The 15,595-nt window shown below is 49.6% G+C and carries 10 protein-coding genes; 5 read left to right on the top strand and 5 right to left on the bottom strand.

Annotated features, from left to right (window positions below; all coding sequences use genetic code 11):
* Positions 1-185 precede the first annotated feature (185 nt).
* The 4 genes from QZ331_RS13110 to QZ331_RS13095 all read left to right on the top strand — a co-directional run bounded on the left by QZ331_RS13110 (position 186) and on the right by QZ331_RS13095 (position 3,140).
* Positions 186-1,175: a glycosyltransferase gene (locus QZ331_RS13110; protein ID WP_294631020.1), complete on the top strand. Its 990-nt coding sequence runs from the start codon at positions 186-188 to the stop codon at positions 1,173-1,175.
* Positions 1,176-1,270: 95 nt separating this feature from the next.
* Complete coding sequence (gene radC, locus QZ331_RS13105) at positions 1,271-1,966, top strand: DNA repair protein RadC (RefSeq protein WP_294631018.1); 696 nt, start codon at positions 1,271-1,273, stop codon at positions 1,964-1,966.
* A gap of 101 nt (positions 1,967-2,067) precedes the next feature.
* A complete protein-coding gene (locus QZ331_RS13100) occupies positions 2,068-2,379 on the top strand; it encodes an iron-sulfur cluster assembly protein (protein ID WP_294631016.1) in 312 nt (103 codons plus the stop codon).
* Positions 2,376-3,140: a UDP-2,3-diacylglucosamine diphosphatase gene (locus QZ331_RS13095; RefSeq protein ID WP_294631014.1), complete on the top strand. Its 765-nt coding sequence runs from the start codon at positions 2,376-2,378 to the stop codon at positions 3,138-3,140. The genes QZ331_RS13100 and QZ331_RS13095 overlap by 4 nt, the downstream gene beginning before the upstream one ends.
* Positions 3,141-3,258: 118 nt before the next feature.
* Here QZ331_RS13095 and QZ331_RS13090 read toward each other — a convergent pair whose 3' ends face one another.
* The 5 genes from QZ331_RS13090 to QZ331_RS13070 form a co-directional block, all read right to left on the bottom strand.
* Entirely contained in the window at positions 3,259-4,386 is a 1,128-nt protein-coding gene (locus tag QZ331_RS13090) for a SusE domain-containing protein (protein ID WP_294631012.1), read from the bottom strand.
* Positions 4,387-4,406: 20 nt separating this feature from the next.
* Positions 4,407-5,996 carry a RagB/SusD family nutrient uptake outer membrane protein gene (locus tag QZ331_RS13085; protein WP_294631010.1) on the bottom strand — a complete coding sequence of 530 codons (1,590 nt, stop codon included), beginning with the start codon at positions 5,994-5,996 and terminating at the stop codon, positions 4,407-4,409.
* Between the two features lie 11 nt (positions 5,997-6,007).
* Positions 6,008-9,013: a TonB-dependent receptor gene (locus QZ331_RS13080; RefSeq protein ID WP_294631008.1), complete on the bottom strand. Its 3,006-nt coding sequence runs from the start codon at positions 9,011-9,013 to the stop codon at positions 6,008-6,010.
* A 103-nt stretch (positions 9,014-9,116) separates the two neighbouring features.
* A complete protein-coding gene (locus QZ331_RS13075) occupies positions 9,117-11,327 on the bottom strand; it encodes a glycoside hydrolase family 97 protein (RefSeq protein ID WP_294631006.1) in 2,211 nt (736 codons plus the stop codon).
* A gap of 201 nt (positions 11,328-11,528) precedes the next feature.
* On the bottom strand, positions 11,529-13,382 hold the full coding sequence (locus QZ331_RS13070; RefSeq protein ID WP_294631004.1) for a glycoside hydrolase family 13 protein: 1,854 nt from the start codon (positions 13,380-13,382) through the stop codon (positions 11,529-11,531).
* Between the two features lie 246 nt (positions 13,383-13,628).
* Here QZ331_RS13070 and QZ331_RS13065 point away from each other — a divergent pair, with 246 nt between their 5' ends.
* Positions 13,629-15,224, top strand: coding sequence for a DUF6377 domain-containing protein (locus tag QZ331_RS13065; RefSeq protein WP_294631002.1), 1,596 nt, complete (start codon positions 13,629-13,631; stop codon positions 15,222-15,224).
* The last annotated feature ends 371 nt before the right edge of the window (positions 15,225-15,595 follow it).

The raw sequence follows: 15,595 nt of genomic DNA, 5'->3' as shown, positions 1-15,595 counted from the left end.
GATATGGATGCTGCAACCAGTTGAATATTAGAATCTAAATCCTTTGGTGGGAAGGCAGGGGAAGATAGCCCTTCTTCTCTCATAAAATAAGACATACTCTGTTATTATTATTTTTGCCGGTGTAAGAAGTTGTTTCCCTTTTTTTCCTTTACTTTGCACGATAAACTGTCATACCCCTTTTTGAAATGCGATATTCCGTTATCATCCCCGTTTATAATCGTCCCGATGAATTGGACGAGTTGCTGCAAAGCCTCACGATGCAACGCTTTAAAGATTTTGAAGTAGTTGTAGTGGAAGACGGTTCTTCCATCCCCTCAAAAGAAGTAGCAGACCGATATGCAGACCGGTTGAATCTTAAATATTTTTCAAAATCCAATTCGGGACCGGGACAGACCCGCAATTACGGAGCTGAACGCAGCGAAGGGGAATATTTGATTATACTCGATTCGGATGTGATTGTGCCCGAAGGGTATTTCGACGCACTAGAGAAAGAACTGCTCGCTTGCCCTGCCGATGCTTTCGGAGGTCCCGACCGTGCACACGATTCCTTTACGGATATTCAGAAGGCGATAAACTATTCCATGACTTCTTTTTTTACAACGGGAGGTATCCGTGGCGGGAAAAAGAAGATGGATAAATTTTATCCCCGTAGTTTTAATATGGGAGTGCGCGGCAAAGTGTACGATGCGTTGGGTGGATTCTCTAAAATGCGTTTTGGAGAGGATATTGATTTCAGTATCCGTATCTTCAAGCATGGTTATGCTTGCCGTCTTTTTCCGGATGCTTGGGTGTACCATAAGCGCCGGACAGATTTGAAAAAGTTTTTCAAGCAGGTGCACAACTCCGGTATTGCCCGTATCAATCTTTATAAGAAATATCCGGACTCTCTGAAACTGGTTCATTTGCTGCCCGCCCTGTTTACTTTGGGCGTAGCGCTTCTGTTGTTGGGAATCCCGTTCTGCCTTTTCAGCTTCACACCGATTATTCTTTATGCGTTGTTGGTGTGTATGGATTCTGCTATCCGGAATAAGAGCCTGCTCATCGGCCTTTATTCCGTTGCCGCCGCATTTGTCCAGCTTATCGGTTATGGGACCGGATTCTGGCGTGCATGGTGGCAACGTTGTGTGAGAGGGAAGGATGAGTTTGAGGCTTTCCAGAAGAACTTTTATAAGTAACCGAAGGTTTATTTGCCTGTTGGCTTCCTTTTTTTGTTTAATAAGGAGGGGCTTTGTTCTTAAAGTCCTACCTTTACGTCCTTAAATTGAAGATAATGGAAAGTAAACACAAATTGTCCATCAACCAGTGGGCACTGGAGGACCGCCCACGGGAGAAGATGATGGAGAAGGGAGCAGCCGCATTGAGTGATGCCGAACTACTCGCTATCTTAATCGGCTCCGGAAATACGGAAGAAAGTGCGGTCGAACTGATGAGACGCCTGCTCCTGTCTTGTGGCAATAACCTGAATTCGTTGGCGAAATGGGAAGTGGGCGACTACTCCCGCTTTAAGGGGATGGGGCCTGCAAAGAGCATTACAATCATGGCCGCCCTTGAACTTGGCAAACGCCGGAAACTGCAAAGCGTCAAGGAGAGGTTGCAGATTACCTGCTCAAAAGACATCTACGAGATTTTCCAACCGGCTATGTGCGATTTGGAACAGGAAGAGTTTTGGGTACTGTTGCTGAATCAGGCAACCAAATTGATTGATAAGGTGCGCATCAGTACCGGTGGCATAGACGGTACCTACGCCGATGTGCGCACCATCCTTCGCGAAGCATTGTTGCAACGTGCCACGCAAATAGCTGTAGTGCACAACCACCCTTCGGGCAACACCCGCCCCAGCCAGCCGGATAAAACACTGACCGAACACATCCGTAAGGCGGCAGACACCATGAACATTCGCCTGATAGACCACGTTATAGTCTGTGAGGATGGATTTTATAGCTTTGCCGATGAAGGATTGCTTTGATAGGGGGGATTCTTCCGGTGCGCGATGTGCATTCCAAGCCCGATTTTTTGTCTTTCGTTTTTTATCCGTATCTTTGCGATACATAACCAATAAGGAGACGTATGGAAAAATTTGAAATAGAAGAAAAGATTGTAGCCATGCTAAAGACGGTGTACGACCCGGAGATTCCGGTGAATGTGTACGACCTGGGACTGATTTATAAGATTGATGTCTCCGATACTGGAGAGGTAGTGCTCGACATGACGCTGACGGCCCCCAACTGTCCGGCTGCTGATTTTATCATGGAAGATATCCGTCAGAAGATAGAGTCGGTGGAAGGTGTGAGTTCGGCTACCATTAACCTGGTGTTTGAACCGGAATGGGATAAGGATATGATGAGTGAAGAAGCTAAACTGGAATTGGGTTTCTTATGAAAAATGTCTATTTCCTTTCCGATGCGCATTTAGGCTCGCGTGCCATTGAACATGGGCGTACGCAGGAGCGGCGGTTGGTGAATTTCCTCGACAGTATCAAGCATAAGGCGTCTGCCGTCTATCTGTTGGGCGATATGTTCGACTTCTGGTACGAGTTCCGGCTGGTTGTTCCCAAAGGTTATACCCGCTTCCTGGGCAAGCTCTCCGAACTTACGGACCTGGGCGTAGAGGTGCATTTCTTTATCGGCAACCATGATATATGGTGCGGAGACTACCTCACCAAAGAGTGCGGTGTCATCATACACCGTAAACCGTTGACTACCGAAATCTACGGCAAAGAGTTCTATCTTGCCCACGGCGACGGCTTGGGCGACCCGGACAAGAAGTTCAAACTGCTTCGTACCATGTTTCACAGTACCACCTTGCAAACATTGTTCTCTGCCATCCATCCCCGTTGGAGTGTGGAACTCGGTTTGTCGTGGGCGAAGCACAGCCGGCTGAAACGCGTGGACGGAAAGGAGCCTGACTATATGGGAGAGCAACACGAACACTTGGTGCTCTATTCCAAAGAGTACTTGAAGAATCATCCCACCATTAATTTCTTTATGTACGGACACCGCCACATTGAATTGGACCTGATGCTGAGTGCAACGTCGCGCGTGCTGATACTTGGCGACTGGATTAATTTCTTCTCTTATGCCGTCTTCGACGGCGAGAATCTCTTTCTCGAAAACTATATCGAGGGGGAGACACAAGCCTGACAAAAAGAGTTATTCCCCCGGTTGGCGGGTAGGAAGATGTACTATACTGATTCTCACCACAGACTACCAATTTGCATAATCTGTGGTGAGTTTGGATACTTTTTAAGGTTTATGTCGGTTAGTTTTTCGTTACGATTAACCTCTCTTTCACTCTATTGAAGTACAGTTTGATGGTATAAGTGCCCTCTTCGCTTACTTTGAAGTTGTTGTCACTGCCCGCTTCTTCAAACTCTCCCTCCACATCATTGGTGCCGAAAGAGGTTGCCCATTGATTATCTGCCCGAATCTTCCATGCGTTGTCGGCTTTCATATCCAACGTTGCGGTGAGGTAATAGACTCTTTTGCCCGATGCATCCGATTCGAAAGCCAGGCTCATCGGAGTATCGGCAAATGCATTTCCCCAATCGTTGTGCGTACCTACAATTCCCCATGTGTCGGCTGATGCTTTGACGGAAAGTTCGAGAGTTTCCTTGTTGAAAGAGAACTTATAAGAGAACTTGTCGTAGCAGTTGATATTGCCCGCGCCGGCAACTAATGTGATGGAGCCGGGATTCATTTCAAGGGTACTGTCATATCCCCAACTATTGTCCCATGAGGCTTCGGGGACAATCTTCCATTCTTTGCTGTCGCGTTCCCCAAAGACTATCCATCCTTCGTAGAGACCGTTGTCGTTGGCGGAGAATAGCGACTGGCATTGCTTGAATGAGTTGTCCGGGTCTCCCCAGCCGCAATATCCTCCCGGCAGATATACTTTCGGGTATTCGGGTTCGCCGATGAACGGAGTGATTTGTGCCGATACGACATTGGAATGGAACGAGGCGGCAGCTTCCGAAATGGAAGAGGAGATGCGGAATTCAAAATCATAAGGTTCTACGGCGACTTCTTTTGCATAAGATTGGAACAGGCTCATTATTTTACTGTTCAAATCCTGTGTAGTGATGTCGTAGGGACCCTCTTCGGTGGAAGAATACAACGTTATTGCTTGTCCGAAGTTCTTGCCTTTGAAGTCCATTTGCAATGAATTGGTAATCTGTGCGGCATATCCGGCTTGAGGATTAGTCCATTGAAACTGTATGGCTGTGGATTGAGATTTGTTCGCATCGAGTACATACGTGTCGGCAAGTCCGGACAGTACGGCAGGCACCGCTTCACTTTCATTGTAATATACCTTGTCCAAGTCGCTGTCGCAAGCACTGAAAGTCAATAGCGACAGGCAGATTGCTGATATATATTTTGCTATTTTCATATCTATGAATCAATTTATTGTTAATAACCTTTGTTTTGTTCCAGCGAGCCGTTTACACTGATGTCCGAAACAGGAATGGGGAATATCTCATATTGCTCGTTGACGCCTACTCCGGTAATTACCCCTCCTTTGGCGGGCCATGTATAAGAAGAGGAGGTGTATTTGCCAAAGCGAATCAAGTCCATGCGGCGGACGCCTTCCCAATAAAGTTCGCGTCCTCTTTCGTCCAGAATGTTCTGACAGTTGTCGGCTGTCAGCCAGGCTGCGTCAACTTTATTGTGTGGAGTATTGCCATAAGCACGGTCGCGCAAGTCGTTTACATATCCGATTGCTGTGTGGATATCTCCGCCTTCTCCGCCGCGTGCTACCGATTCGGCATACATCAGATAAATATCCCCCAAACGGAACAGCGGGAAGTCGGTATCTACCCATAGAACATCCTGTCCCGGTTCTCCCGTGCTGGTGAGGTTGGTATATTTCGTTACTCCCCATCCTTCTGTATCGAAGTTACCCACTACTCCGGTTGTAATCTGGTAGTTGCACTTGCCGTTGTAGTCATCAAAGATTCCTCGTTTGTCCAGTACTTCTTCCGGTTTAGGAGCATCGTTGTCTTTAAAATCAAACAGTTTGACCAAGTTCTGTGTGCTGCGGAACACGCTCCAGCCTTCGCGAACGCCGTCTCCAGCTTCTTTACGTGCGCCGATAATCAGTGCCGACATTCCCCAGGATTGCGTTTTCTTGCCGTCGAAGATGACCGGATAGATGATTTCCTTCAATGTCTCCGGGTTCTCTCCGTTGTCTGCTTTGAACAGATCGGCGTAGTTGTTTGCCAGAGAGTAATGGGGGATGATGCGTTTGCAGGCTGCGATGCAATCGGTGTAACGCGGCTGTCCTGTGTAGACTTCGGCGTTCAGATACATACGTGCCAGTAAGGCGTCTATCACGGTCTGGTCGGCGCGTCCGTAGGTGGTGCGTGTTGCAGGCAGGTCGGTTCTGATGGCGTTCAGTTCGCTTTCAATCCAGTTGAATAAATCCGTGCGTGAAAGCTGCGACGGTGTGAGCGAATAATTCTGTTCGGTGATGAACGGCGGTCTGCCGAAAGCATCCATCAGTATGTAATACGCGAAAGCACGGTTAAACCGGGCTTGTGCCGCGTAGTTCTTCCGGTCGATGGTTTCCGGTGCATTATTTATGTTCTTCATGAACTCATTGGCGAGTGCCACTACAAACATACAACGCTGATATACTCCCTCTATGATTTCATTTTTGTTGGTCGTCCACGTCATGCTATTGATTTCGCTTGCCCAGGCGTCGTTCGAAGCATTCTTGCATTCGTCGGTAGGCTGCTCCTGCATAGTCCACCAGCAACGCATCAACACGGTGTTTCCTCCATCCAGCCCGGCAATGTCGGAATCTCCGTTCTGTCCGGAGAGTGCCCATACCGAATATATTTTATTTAGTCCTTGCGTATAACTTTCGGCATCCGTATATGCTCTTTCTGCCGTTACAACGGTAGGGTCTAAAGGTTGTACATCCAAATCGCCTATACAAGCACTGAAACCGGTAAGGCAAGCCAATAGTGAACTGAGTATATAGTATTTCTTTTTCATGGTATTCTGTTTTAAAAATTAAGATTGATACCCAAACTGAATATGCGGGGACGAGGCCACATACTTCCGTCTACGGCAGAAGTCTCGGGGTCCAAACCGCTATATTTGGTAATGGTGAACACATTTTGTACTGAAGCACTGATACGTCCCGATAATCGGTTGGCGAACAATTTATTGAATGAATATCCTAATGTAATGTTATCCATTTTCAGGAAAGACGCATTCTCCAGGAAATAATCGCTGGCTCCTTGTTCCGTGCTGTTGATTTGCGTGAATCCGGTGTCATAGATTGCTTTGTAATAGTTGACCAGGAATCCTTTGCCGCTATAATTGTTGGTAGTGCTGTTTCCGGAGGCAAGAGAGTTGAATACATAGTTGCCGAGGTTGGCACGCAGGTTGAATCCCAAGTCCCAGTTGCGGTAAGTAAATTCGGAGCTCAATCCCATGAACACTTTCGCCATCGGGCTTTTGCCTGTCAGATAACGGTCGGCTTCTGTAATCTTACCGTTGCCATCGCGGTCGACAAAAGCATTCTGTATGGCTTTTCCGTCTTTGTCATATACTTGCTGGAAAAGGTAGAACGTGTTAGGCTTTTCATTGATTTGGTGTTTCTGATTGGTTCCGGCATCGATACCTTGATATTCGGGGTTGTAAGTAGCCGTCAGTTTGGTAATCTTGCTGTCGTTCCAGGTGATGTTATAGCCCAGGTTCCAAGTGAAATCCTTGTTTTGTACAACCATTGCGTTGATATTGAATTCAACTCCTTTGTTTTTCAATTCACCTACGTTGGCCGTAATCTGGTTGGTGAAGTTGGTTCCGGCAGGTGCGCTGACGGTATTCAGGAGGTCTTTGGTATGCTTCTGGTAATATTCGATGCTACCGTTGATGCGGTTGTTCAGGAAACCGTAGTCGATGGCAAGGTTGTAAGTGGTGGTTTGCTCCCACTTCAGGTCGGGGCTGTATCCGTTGGGTTTCAGCAAGGTTGTTCCCAAATAAGTGGTGTTGGGGTTGGTACTGAACGAATAAGTGGTCAGGTATTGATAGTCGCCGATTTCCTGCTGACCGGTGACACCGTAGCCCAGGCGAAGTTTTAATTTGGACAAGACATCTTGTGTGCCTGCCATGAATGCTTCATCACTCACTGTCCACGCCAATGCTGCCGAAGGGAACAATCCCCAACGGTTGTTTTTGCTGAAACGCGAAGAACCGTCACGGCGCAATGTTGCGGTGAGCAGGTAGCGTCCCATGAAATTATAGTTCAGACGTCCGAAGAAAGATACGAGATAATTCTCGAAAGGAACACGATAATGATTGTCGCGGATATACCGTCCTTCTTCCGGGCTGTATGTATATCCTTCCTTGTCTCCTTCGCTTCCGTCGGTCGGGTTGGAGTAGGTGATGTCATGGTTGGCATAATAGAAGTGTTGCCAGGAGTAGCCTGCCATAACGTCGATATGGCTCTTGATGGCTTTTATCTCTTTGTTGTAATTCAGGTAAAAGTCCAGCAAATGGTTGCGTCGCAGGTTGTTCCAGGTATTGCCGCTTCCCAAGTTGGTGAAGTTGGTATCTTGCGTACTTTGGATAGAGCCGGGATATACGAAATTGCGTCCCGTTGTCTTTGCCACGTCATAACCCATGTTCAGGTTCATATGCAGGTCTTCCAGCCCGTGAATCTTATAGTCTAACTGGATATTGCCTAAGCTACGGTTGGTCTTTCCATGATTGTCTTTATCATAGAGCAGCGACAACGGATTGAAAGTGGCTATGGATTGAACGGCACCGGGCACTTCCTGCCAGTTCCAGTAACCATGATAATCTCCGTTTTCAGTGTACATCGGTTTGGTGGGGTCGAAGAAAGCGGCAGCACCTACGGCGCCTCCGTCAGCAAAGCGATTGTTGTTTATCGTCCCTTTTACATTGATGTCTACGCTCAGGTGTTCTTTAAAGAATTTCGGGTTGAGATTGACGGCGGCGGTATAGCGTTCGTAGCTGGAAGTCTTGAGTGTACCCCGTTCGTTGTTGTAGCCTATGCTGACGCGGTAGGGCAATATCCCCGTTTTGCCGGAAATGGCGATGTTCTGGTCGGTGCTTAATCCTGTCTGGTAGATAGCGTCCTGCCAGTCGGTGGCTTGGTCAGGATATCTGTTGATAATTTGGCTGACCGCATCTTGCTGTGTTGTTCCTTCATACTGGTTGTGCATCACTTCGCGGAACTGGGCGGCATTGAGGGTAGGAACGCGCTTATAAGCATCTTTGGCTGTGAAACTGCCTGAGTAGCTGATTTTCACCTTACCTTGCGAACCCTTCTTTGTGGTGATGATGATAACTCCGTTTGAAGCACGCGAACCGTAGATAGCCGTCGCTGATGCATCTTTCAAGACGGTGAATGTTTCAATATCGTTGGGGTTGATTGTAGCCAGTGCGTTCGGCGTACCCGGAGCGGCGTCGTTGGAAGTAGGGATACCGTCGATAACTATCAACGGGTCATTCGAAGCATTCAGTGAAGCACCGCCACGGATACGGATGGTCGAACCGGCTCCCGGACTACCATCGCCCGGAGCGATAAACAGTCCCGGCACTTTGCCTTGAATTAACTCCTGTGGCGATGTGACGGCACCGCGATTCATCTCTTCGGCTTTGATGGCGACGACCGAACCGCTCAAATCGCTCTTCTTTACAGAGCCGTAACCGATAACTACCACATCATTCAGCAATTGACTGTCATCCTGCAAAGTCACAGTGACGGAAGCCACCGCTTTCACCTCCGCAGTTTGATAACCGACAAACGATACGGAAAGAGTGGCGTTTTTGGGCGCATTCAATGTAAAGTTACCATTGAAGTCGGTAATTGTTCCGTTGGTTGTACCTTTTACCAGTACGTTGGCACCGATGACGGGTTCGCCTGTGGTGTCTTTCACATACCCTTTGACAACTATTTGTTGTGCAAATGCACTCATGGCGAGGAATAGTCCCACCAAAGTGACGAGCAGGGCCTTTAGTCTTAAGCTCTTTTTCATGTTCTTAATTTAAAGTTATTACAAATAAAATATATTTCTTTGAAAATACCTATTGAAAACTGTTTTTCTACCTCATAAGCTATAACCTTGTTATACTATTGAGTTATAACTTTTTCAATCCTTTTATCTCTGCCTTGTCCTTTATCTCCTTGATACTGATGGCATATCCGCCACCGTTTGCCGCACGCAGGTTCAGTTTGCTTTTGCCGGTGAGGATACCTTTGGTGATGGTATAAGCCTGCGGATTGTCTTTCCAGTCGGCATCTTTGGCGTCGGCATAGACGGTAGCAATGTATTGCTTGCCCGGTGTGAGGAAGTCGAACACCAATTTGGAAGTATGGCCGTTTTCGCCTGCAGTGCAACCTATATACCAGTCGCCGCTACCTTTTGCCTTGCGGGCGATGGTGATATACTCTCCCGGTTCGGCTTCGAGGTAGTTTGTCTCGTCCCAGTCGATGGCTACATCCTTGATAAATTGGAAGGCGTCCATGAACCGTTCGTAGTTTTCCGGAATGTCCGCCGCCATTTGCAAGGGGCTGTACATGGTGACATACAGTGCCAGTTGGCGTGCGATGGTAGAGCGTACCTGCGAGTTGTTGGCAGGATTCATCTGGTTGCAATGCGTTTCGAAGATACCCGGAGTGTAGTCCATCGGTCCGCCTACCAAGCGGGTGAAAGGCAGGATGGTGGTGTGATACACCTTGTTGCCGCCGAAGGCTTCGTACTCCGTTCCGCGTGCCGATTCGTTGCCGATGAGGTTGGGGTAGGTGCGGCAGATACCTGTCGGGCGGGTTGCTTCGTGCGCATTCACCATGATTTTGTAGTCGGCAGCTTTCTTTATGGCGTGCAGGTAGTGGTTGTTCATCCACTGTCCGTAGTGATGTTCGCCACGGGGGATGATGTTGCCTACGTAGCCGCTCTTCACGGAGTTGTATCCGTTGTCCACCATAAACTGGTAAGCCTTGTCCATGTGGCGTTCGTAGTTGCGCACCGATGAAGAGGTTTCGTGATGCATCATCATTCGGATACCCTTGTCGGTTGCATAACGTTGAATCTCTTTCACGTCAAAGTCCGGGTAAGGAGTGACGAAGTCGAAAACATAATCCTTGCTGTTTCCGAACCAGTCTTCCCAGCCTTCGTTCCAGCCCTCCACCAATACGGCGTCAAATCCGTGTGCGGCGGCGAAGTCGATATAACGTTTCACGTTGGCGGTGTTGGCAGAGTGTTTGCCGTTCGGTTTCGTCCGGCTGTAGTCCGTTTGTCCCAATTTGACGCTGGTAAGTTCGTCGGTGTACGCCCATGAGCCCTTTCCGGTAATCATGTCCCACCATACGCCGATGTATTTCACGGGTTTCACCCACGAAGAGGCGTCGGCTATTTTGCAAGGTTCGTTCAGGTTCAGGGTGATGCGTGAAGCGAGGATATTGCGGGCATCATCGCTGACGATTATCGTACGCCACGGAGTGTTGCAGGGAGTCTGCATATGTCCCTTGTCTCCTTTGGCGTCGGGAGTCAGCCACGATTCGAATATCATATGTTGGTCGTCTAAGTTTAGGTGCATACAAGAATAGTCAATCAGAGCGGCTTCGTGCAGGTTGATGTATAAGCCGTCGTCCGTTTTCATCATCAGTGCCGTCTGTACGCCTGTCGGCGAGAAGGTAGTCTGCGAGGAGTTCGGGGTGACGGCCTGTTTCATCAGCCCTCTGATTTCCGACAAGCGCGAGATGGTGTAGTCGTACTCCTGCGTGTCGTAGTCGCCCGGTATCCAGTAGGCGATGTGGTCGCCTGCCATTGCAAACTGCGAGTGCTCTTCCTTGACGATGAAGTAATTCAAAGACTTCTGCTGCGGAAATTCGTAGCGGAATCCCAAGCCGTCGTTGAACAGGCGGAAGCGGATAAGGATGGAGCGTGCGTTCATGGGCTGATACAGCGTTACTGCCAGCTCGTTGTAGTGGTTGCGAATCGCTTTCTCCTCTCCCCACACCGGCTGCCAGGTTTCGTCGAACGTGGAAGTCTTGGCGTCTTTCACCTCAAAGCCTGTGCAAAGATTGGTTTTGGAGTCGAGTTTGGTCAGGTCTCTGCGGTCTACCCAGTCGAAATCCGTGCGGGTATCGTCCTCTTTCTTGAGTTCCAGTCCGAGGGTACTGGGTTTGATTACCGCCTTACCTTTGTAGGTGAGGTCGTAGGTGGGCGCACCTTGCTTGTCGACCTGGAAGGTCATTACCAGATTTCCGTCCGGTGAAGTCAGTCGTTGCTGCGCGTTCGCGATGTACGCGATGCAGAGACATACAATCAGTAAAAGTTTCTTTTTCATTTTGGATTTATGGTATTAAATTAAATGCTAACCTGTGTGTGTTTATCCCTTTCTGTTTCGGATGCTGCAAATGTAGCAACCTTGTGCGCTGCGTTTGCCCGTTAGAATAAAAATACAAGTCGGTATAAATGTCATTCGTTTGATTTATAATGAAATAAGCATTCGGATAACACTGATAAATATAAGCCCAAGTGAACCTTTTTAAAAAGATAGCAGACATACGCCACGGGCGGGAAGTGTCAGTTCCTTTCCCAATTCCACCTCTTTTCCCTCCAATACACTGTAGGCAGAAGTACGTGGCAATATTTCGCGGTAAGTCTCCAGGCTGAGCGTCTGTCCGGCGTCTGTTCCGTTGAGGAAGACCACTACCGACCGGTCGCCGTATTTCCTTTCGTATGCATAGACACCTTTGTGGGGAGAGAAATGTTTCAGCTTTCCTTTGGCTATCACTTCGTTGCCTTTTCGCCATTGCAGCAGACGCTTGGCGTAAGCGAACGCTTCGTTTTGCAGGGCGGTGCGGTTGGCGGCCTCGAAGTAGTTGTGTGCATCGTTTTCCCATCCGCCGGGGAAGTCGCAGCGCAGCATACCGTCACCGTTTGCCTTGTCGGCAGCCATCAGTATCTCCGTTCCGTAGTATAGCTGCGGAATTCCGCGTGTGGTAAGCAGGAAAGCCAAAGCCTGCTTGTACCGGTTGAGGTTTTTCGTGTCGGCTTCCGAGCGGTAGAAGCGCGAGGTGTCGTGGTTGTCGAGGAAAGTGAGCAGGTGCATCGGGTCGGCAAAGACAATGTCTTGCGACAAGTAGTCGTAGAGCCGGCACAGTCCGCCGTATCCGTCGGTAGTCTCTTCGTCGAAGGCCTTGTTCATATGCTCCATCAGCGGGAAGTCCATGACGGTGGGCAGGTAGCTGTTCTGCGGACGGGCAAGCGGGCTGTTTTTCTGCCAGTAGGAGATAAGCACGTTGTTGCCCAGCCAGGTTTCGCCTACGATGTTGAAGCGGGGATACTCGTCGTTTACGGCCTTGCACCAGCGTGCCATCATGTCGAAGTCGGCGTAAGGATGGGTATCCTGCCGTATCCCGTTGATACCGGTGTACTCTATCCACCAGATACTGCTTTGGATAAGATAGGTAGCCACGTGGCGGTTGCGCTGGTTGAAGTCGGGCATCCCCTGGCTGAACCAGCCATCTACTGCAATTTTCTTTTCGTAGTCGGAAGCGTAAGGGTCCGACTGGGTGGCAGTCTTGAAGGTAGTCTGCACGTAGTTGCCTTTGAAGTTGAACCACTCTTTGGAGGGCATATCCTTATATAAATAGTTCTCGTCGCCGCAGTGGTTGAAAATCATGTCCATCACAATCTTCAGGCCTTTGGAGTGTGCCAACTCCACCAATGCGCGAAACTCTTCGTTGCTGCCGAAGCGGCGGTCGGCCTGGTAATAGTCGGTGATGGCATAGCCGTGGTAAGAGCCGCCTTTCATGTCGTTCTCCTGAATGGGGTTGAGCCACACGCTGGTGACGCCCAAGTCGGCGATGTAGTCGAGGTGGTGCGCTATCCCTTTGAAGTCGCCGCCGTGACGGGCGAAGGAGTCATTGCGGTCAACCCTGTCTTCCAGCATTCCGGGGATGACGTCGTTGGAAGTATCGCCGTTGGCAAAGCGGTCGGGCATGATGAGGTAAAGCACGTCGCTTGCGTTGAACCCCTCTGTTTGTGCGGCGTCGGCCCTGCGTTGCTTCAGTTCGTAGGAGACCACCGTCTGCTTCTTGCCTTGTTTCAGGCAGATGTCGAATGTTTGCGGGGCAGCTTCCGAGGTGTTCAGATAGAGGATGAGGTAGTTGGGATTCTCCTGCTTCACCACATCGAGCAGCACGATGTCGTCCGAAGAGATGCTCACCTCGGCAGAGCCAATCTGTTCACCGTACAACAGCACTTGCAGTTCGGGGTTGTTCATACCTGCCCACCAGAAGGAGGGGGCCACTTTCTTTATCGCGCCGGCGGCATACAGCGAACCGCATCCGCAAAGCAATGCAAATAAGATTGCAACTGAAAAAATCTTTTTCATGGTAATGTGTAGTTTTAAAATGTTTGGTCGGCCGGGCCGATGCTGCAAATGTAGGCAGATAGGCTGCTGCCGGAGGGAATTAGAATGTAAATATAAAGGCAATACACGCTTAGAAACTTTATAATGAACCGTTTACCCGATGGCGAAAGAGGGAGAAATACAAACGGAAATTAAAAAACTTTCGGCGCTATATTTCGTATTCACTGCGATATTCCCTATATTTGTCATATCTTAAACAACCGACTTATGAAAACTACCGCTCCTATTTTAGCTTTTCTCTTTATCTATCCGCTTTGGCTGCTGGCTGCTCCCGAAGACAGCAACGTGGCAGTGCTTAAAAGGCTGGATAGCGTTATCAAAAAGAAAGAGACCTATCACATGAAGAAGGAAAAGGAGATTGAAGCGCTGAAAGCGCAGCTTGCCGGGGCGGTTGTGCCTGCCGACCGATACCGGCTCTACGGCTCCTTGTACGATGCTTACCTTCATTATCAGGCCGACTCGGCACTCCACTATATAAACAGGAAGCAGCAGCTTCTTCCCCAACTCGACACTCCGGAGGCGGCCAGCGAGATAATCATCAACCGCGCCACCGTGTTCGGGGTGATGGGAATGTACATCGAAGCCATGAAAGAGCTCGACGGCCTGCGTCCGCAGGAATTAGACACAGCCATGCTGATGTCCTGTTACCAGACTTACCGCGCCTGCTACGGCTGGCTTGCCGACTACACCACCAACAGAGAGGAGAAGAGGAAGTACCTCGAAAAGACGGACTTGTACCGCGACTCTATCATCAGCATCACCATACCTGAGAAACACCGCGCCATCGTGATGGCCGAGAAGTGTATCGTGGCGGGCAAGGCCGATACGGCGTTGGTGATACTCGGCAACGCACTGAAAGAGGCTGCCGACGAGCGGCAGAAGGTGTACATCCACTACACGATGTCCGAAGCATATGCGGCGAAGGGCGACACGCAGAAGGAGGTGTATTACCTGATACTGACGGCAATTGCCGATTTGGAATCTTCGGTGCGCGAGTACGCCTCCTTGCAGAAGCTGGCCTACCGCATTTACGAGCAGGGCGACATAGACCGCGCCTACAAATACCTGAACTGCTCGATGGAAGACGCCGTGGCTTGCAACGCCCGCCTGCGCTTTATCGAGGTGACCGAGTTTTTCCCCATCATCGACAAGGCCTACCGCTTGAAGGAAGAGAAAGAGCGCGCCGTCTTCCGGACGATGCTCGTCAGCGTGAGTATGCTCTCTTTCTTCCTGCTGGTAGCCGTGTTCTACCTTTACCGCTGGATGAAGAAACTCTCGGCGATGCGGCGCGATTTGAGTGTGGCCAACGGGCAGTTGCAGGCGGTCAACGCAGCGCTGGAGCAGACGGGGAAGATAAAGGAGGTCTACATCGCCCGCTATCTCGACCGATGTGTCAACTACCTTGATAAGCTGGAGACGTACCGCCGCTCGCTGGCGAAGTTGGCGATGGCGGCGCGCATCGAAGAACTGTTCAAAGCCATCAAGTCCGAGCAGTTCATCCGCGACGAGCGGTACGAGTTCTACAATGAATTCGACAAATCTTTCCTCACGCTCTTTCCCAACTTCATCACTGCCTTCAACGAATTGCTGGTCGAAGAGGGGCGCATCTACCCCAAGTCCAACGAACTGCTGACAACGGAACTGCGCATCTTCGCACTCATCCGCTTAGGGGTGGTCGACAGCAATAAGATTGCCCATTTCTTAGGCTACTCGTTAGCTACCATCTACAACTATCGCAGCCGGATGCGCAATAAGGCAATCGGCGATAAAGAACGATTCGAACAGGACGTGATGAACTTATAGTCCCGTCAACGGCCAACTGGAGTCGGCCACTCGGACAACTGCCGTCGGCTACTTGGCCGACTCCGGTCGGCCGAATGGTCAACTCCAGTCGGCCGTTGTCGTTTTCGTACTTGCCGTTTCCCCCCTTTGCTTCTTGTCGCCCCTCCCTTGCTGTCTCCACTTCCGGCGGTGAGTTTATACGCACCGTCGGTTACTCGGACGTTCCAGCCCGCTTACGTTGATTGCCGACTGTGGAAGAGAAATCCCTGCGAATCGGTGCAGGCTGCGGCAAGCGTCAGTTAGGAGGCGCTTCCGTTGTATTATTCTGTTTTTCTTTTTACCTTTCCTCTAAAAAGAAAAATCTCCCGCTCTTATATTCGCATGTAACTTAC

The sequence above is a fragment of the uncultured Bacteroides sp. genome, assembly GCF_910586915.1.
GTDB lineage: Bacteria > Bacteroidota > Bacteroidia > Bacteroidales > Bacteroidaceae > Bacteroides.
The sequence above is the reverse complement of the archived record's forward strand: the minus strand, read 5'-3'. Positions and strand labels throughout refer to the sequence as shown.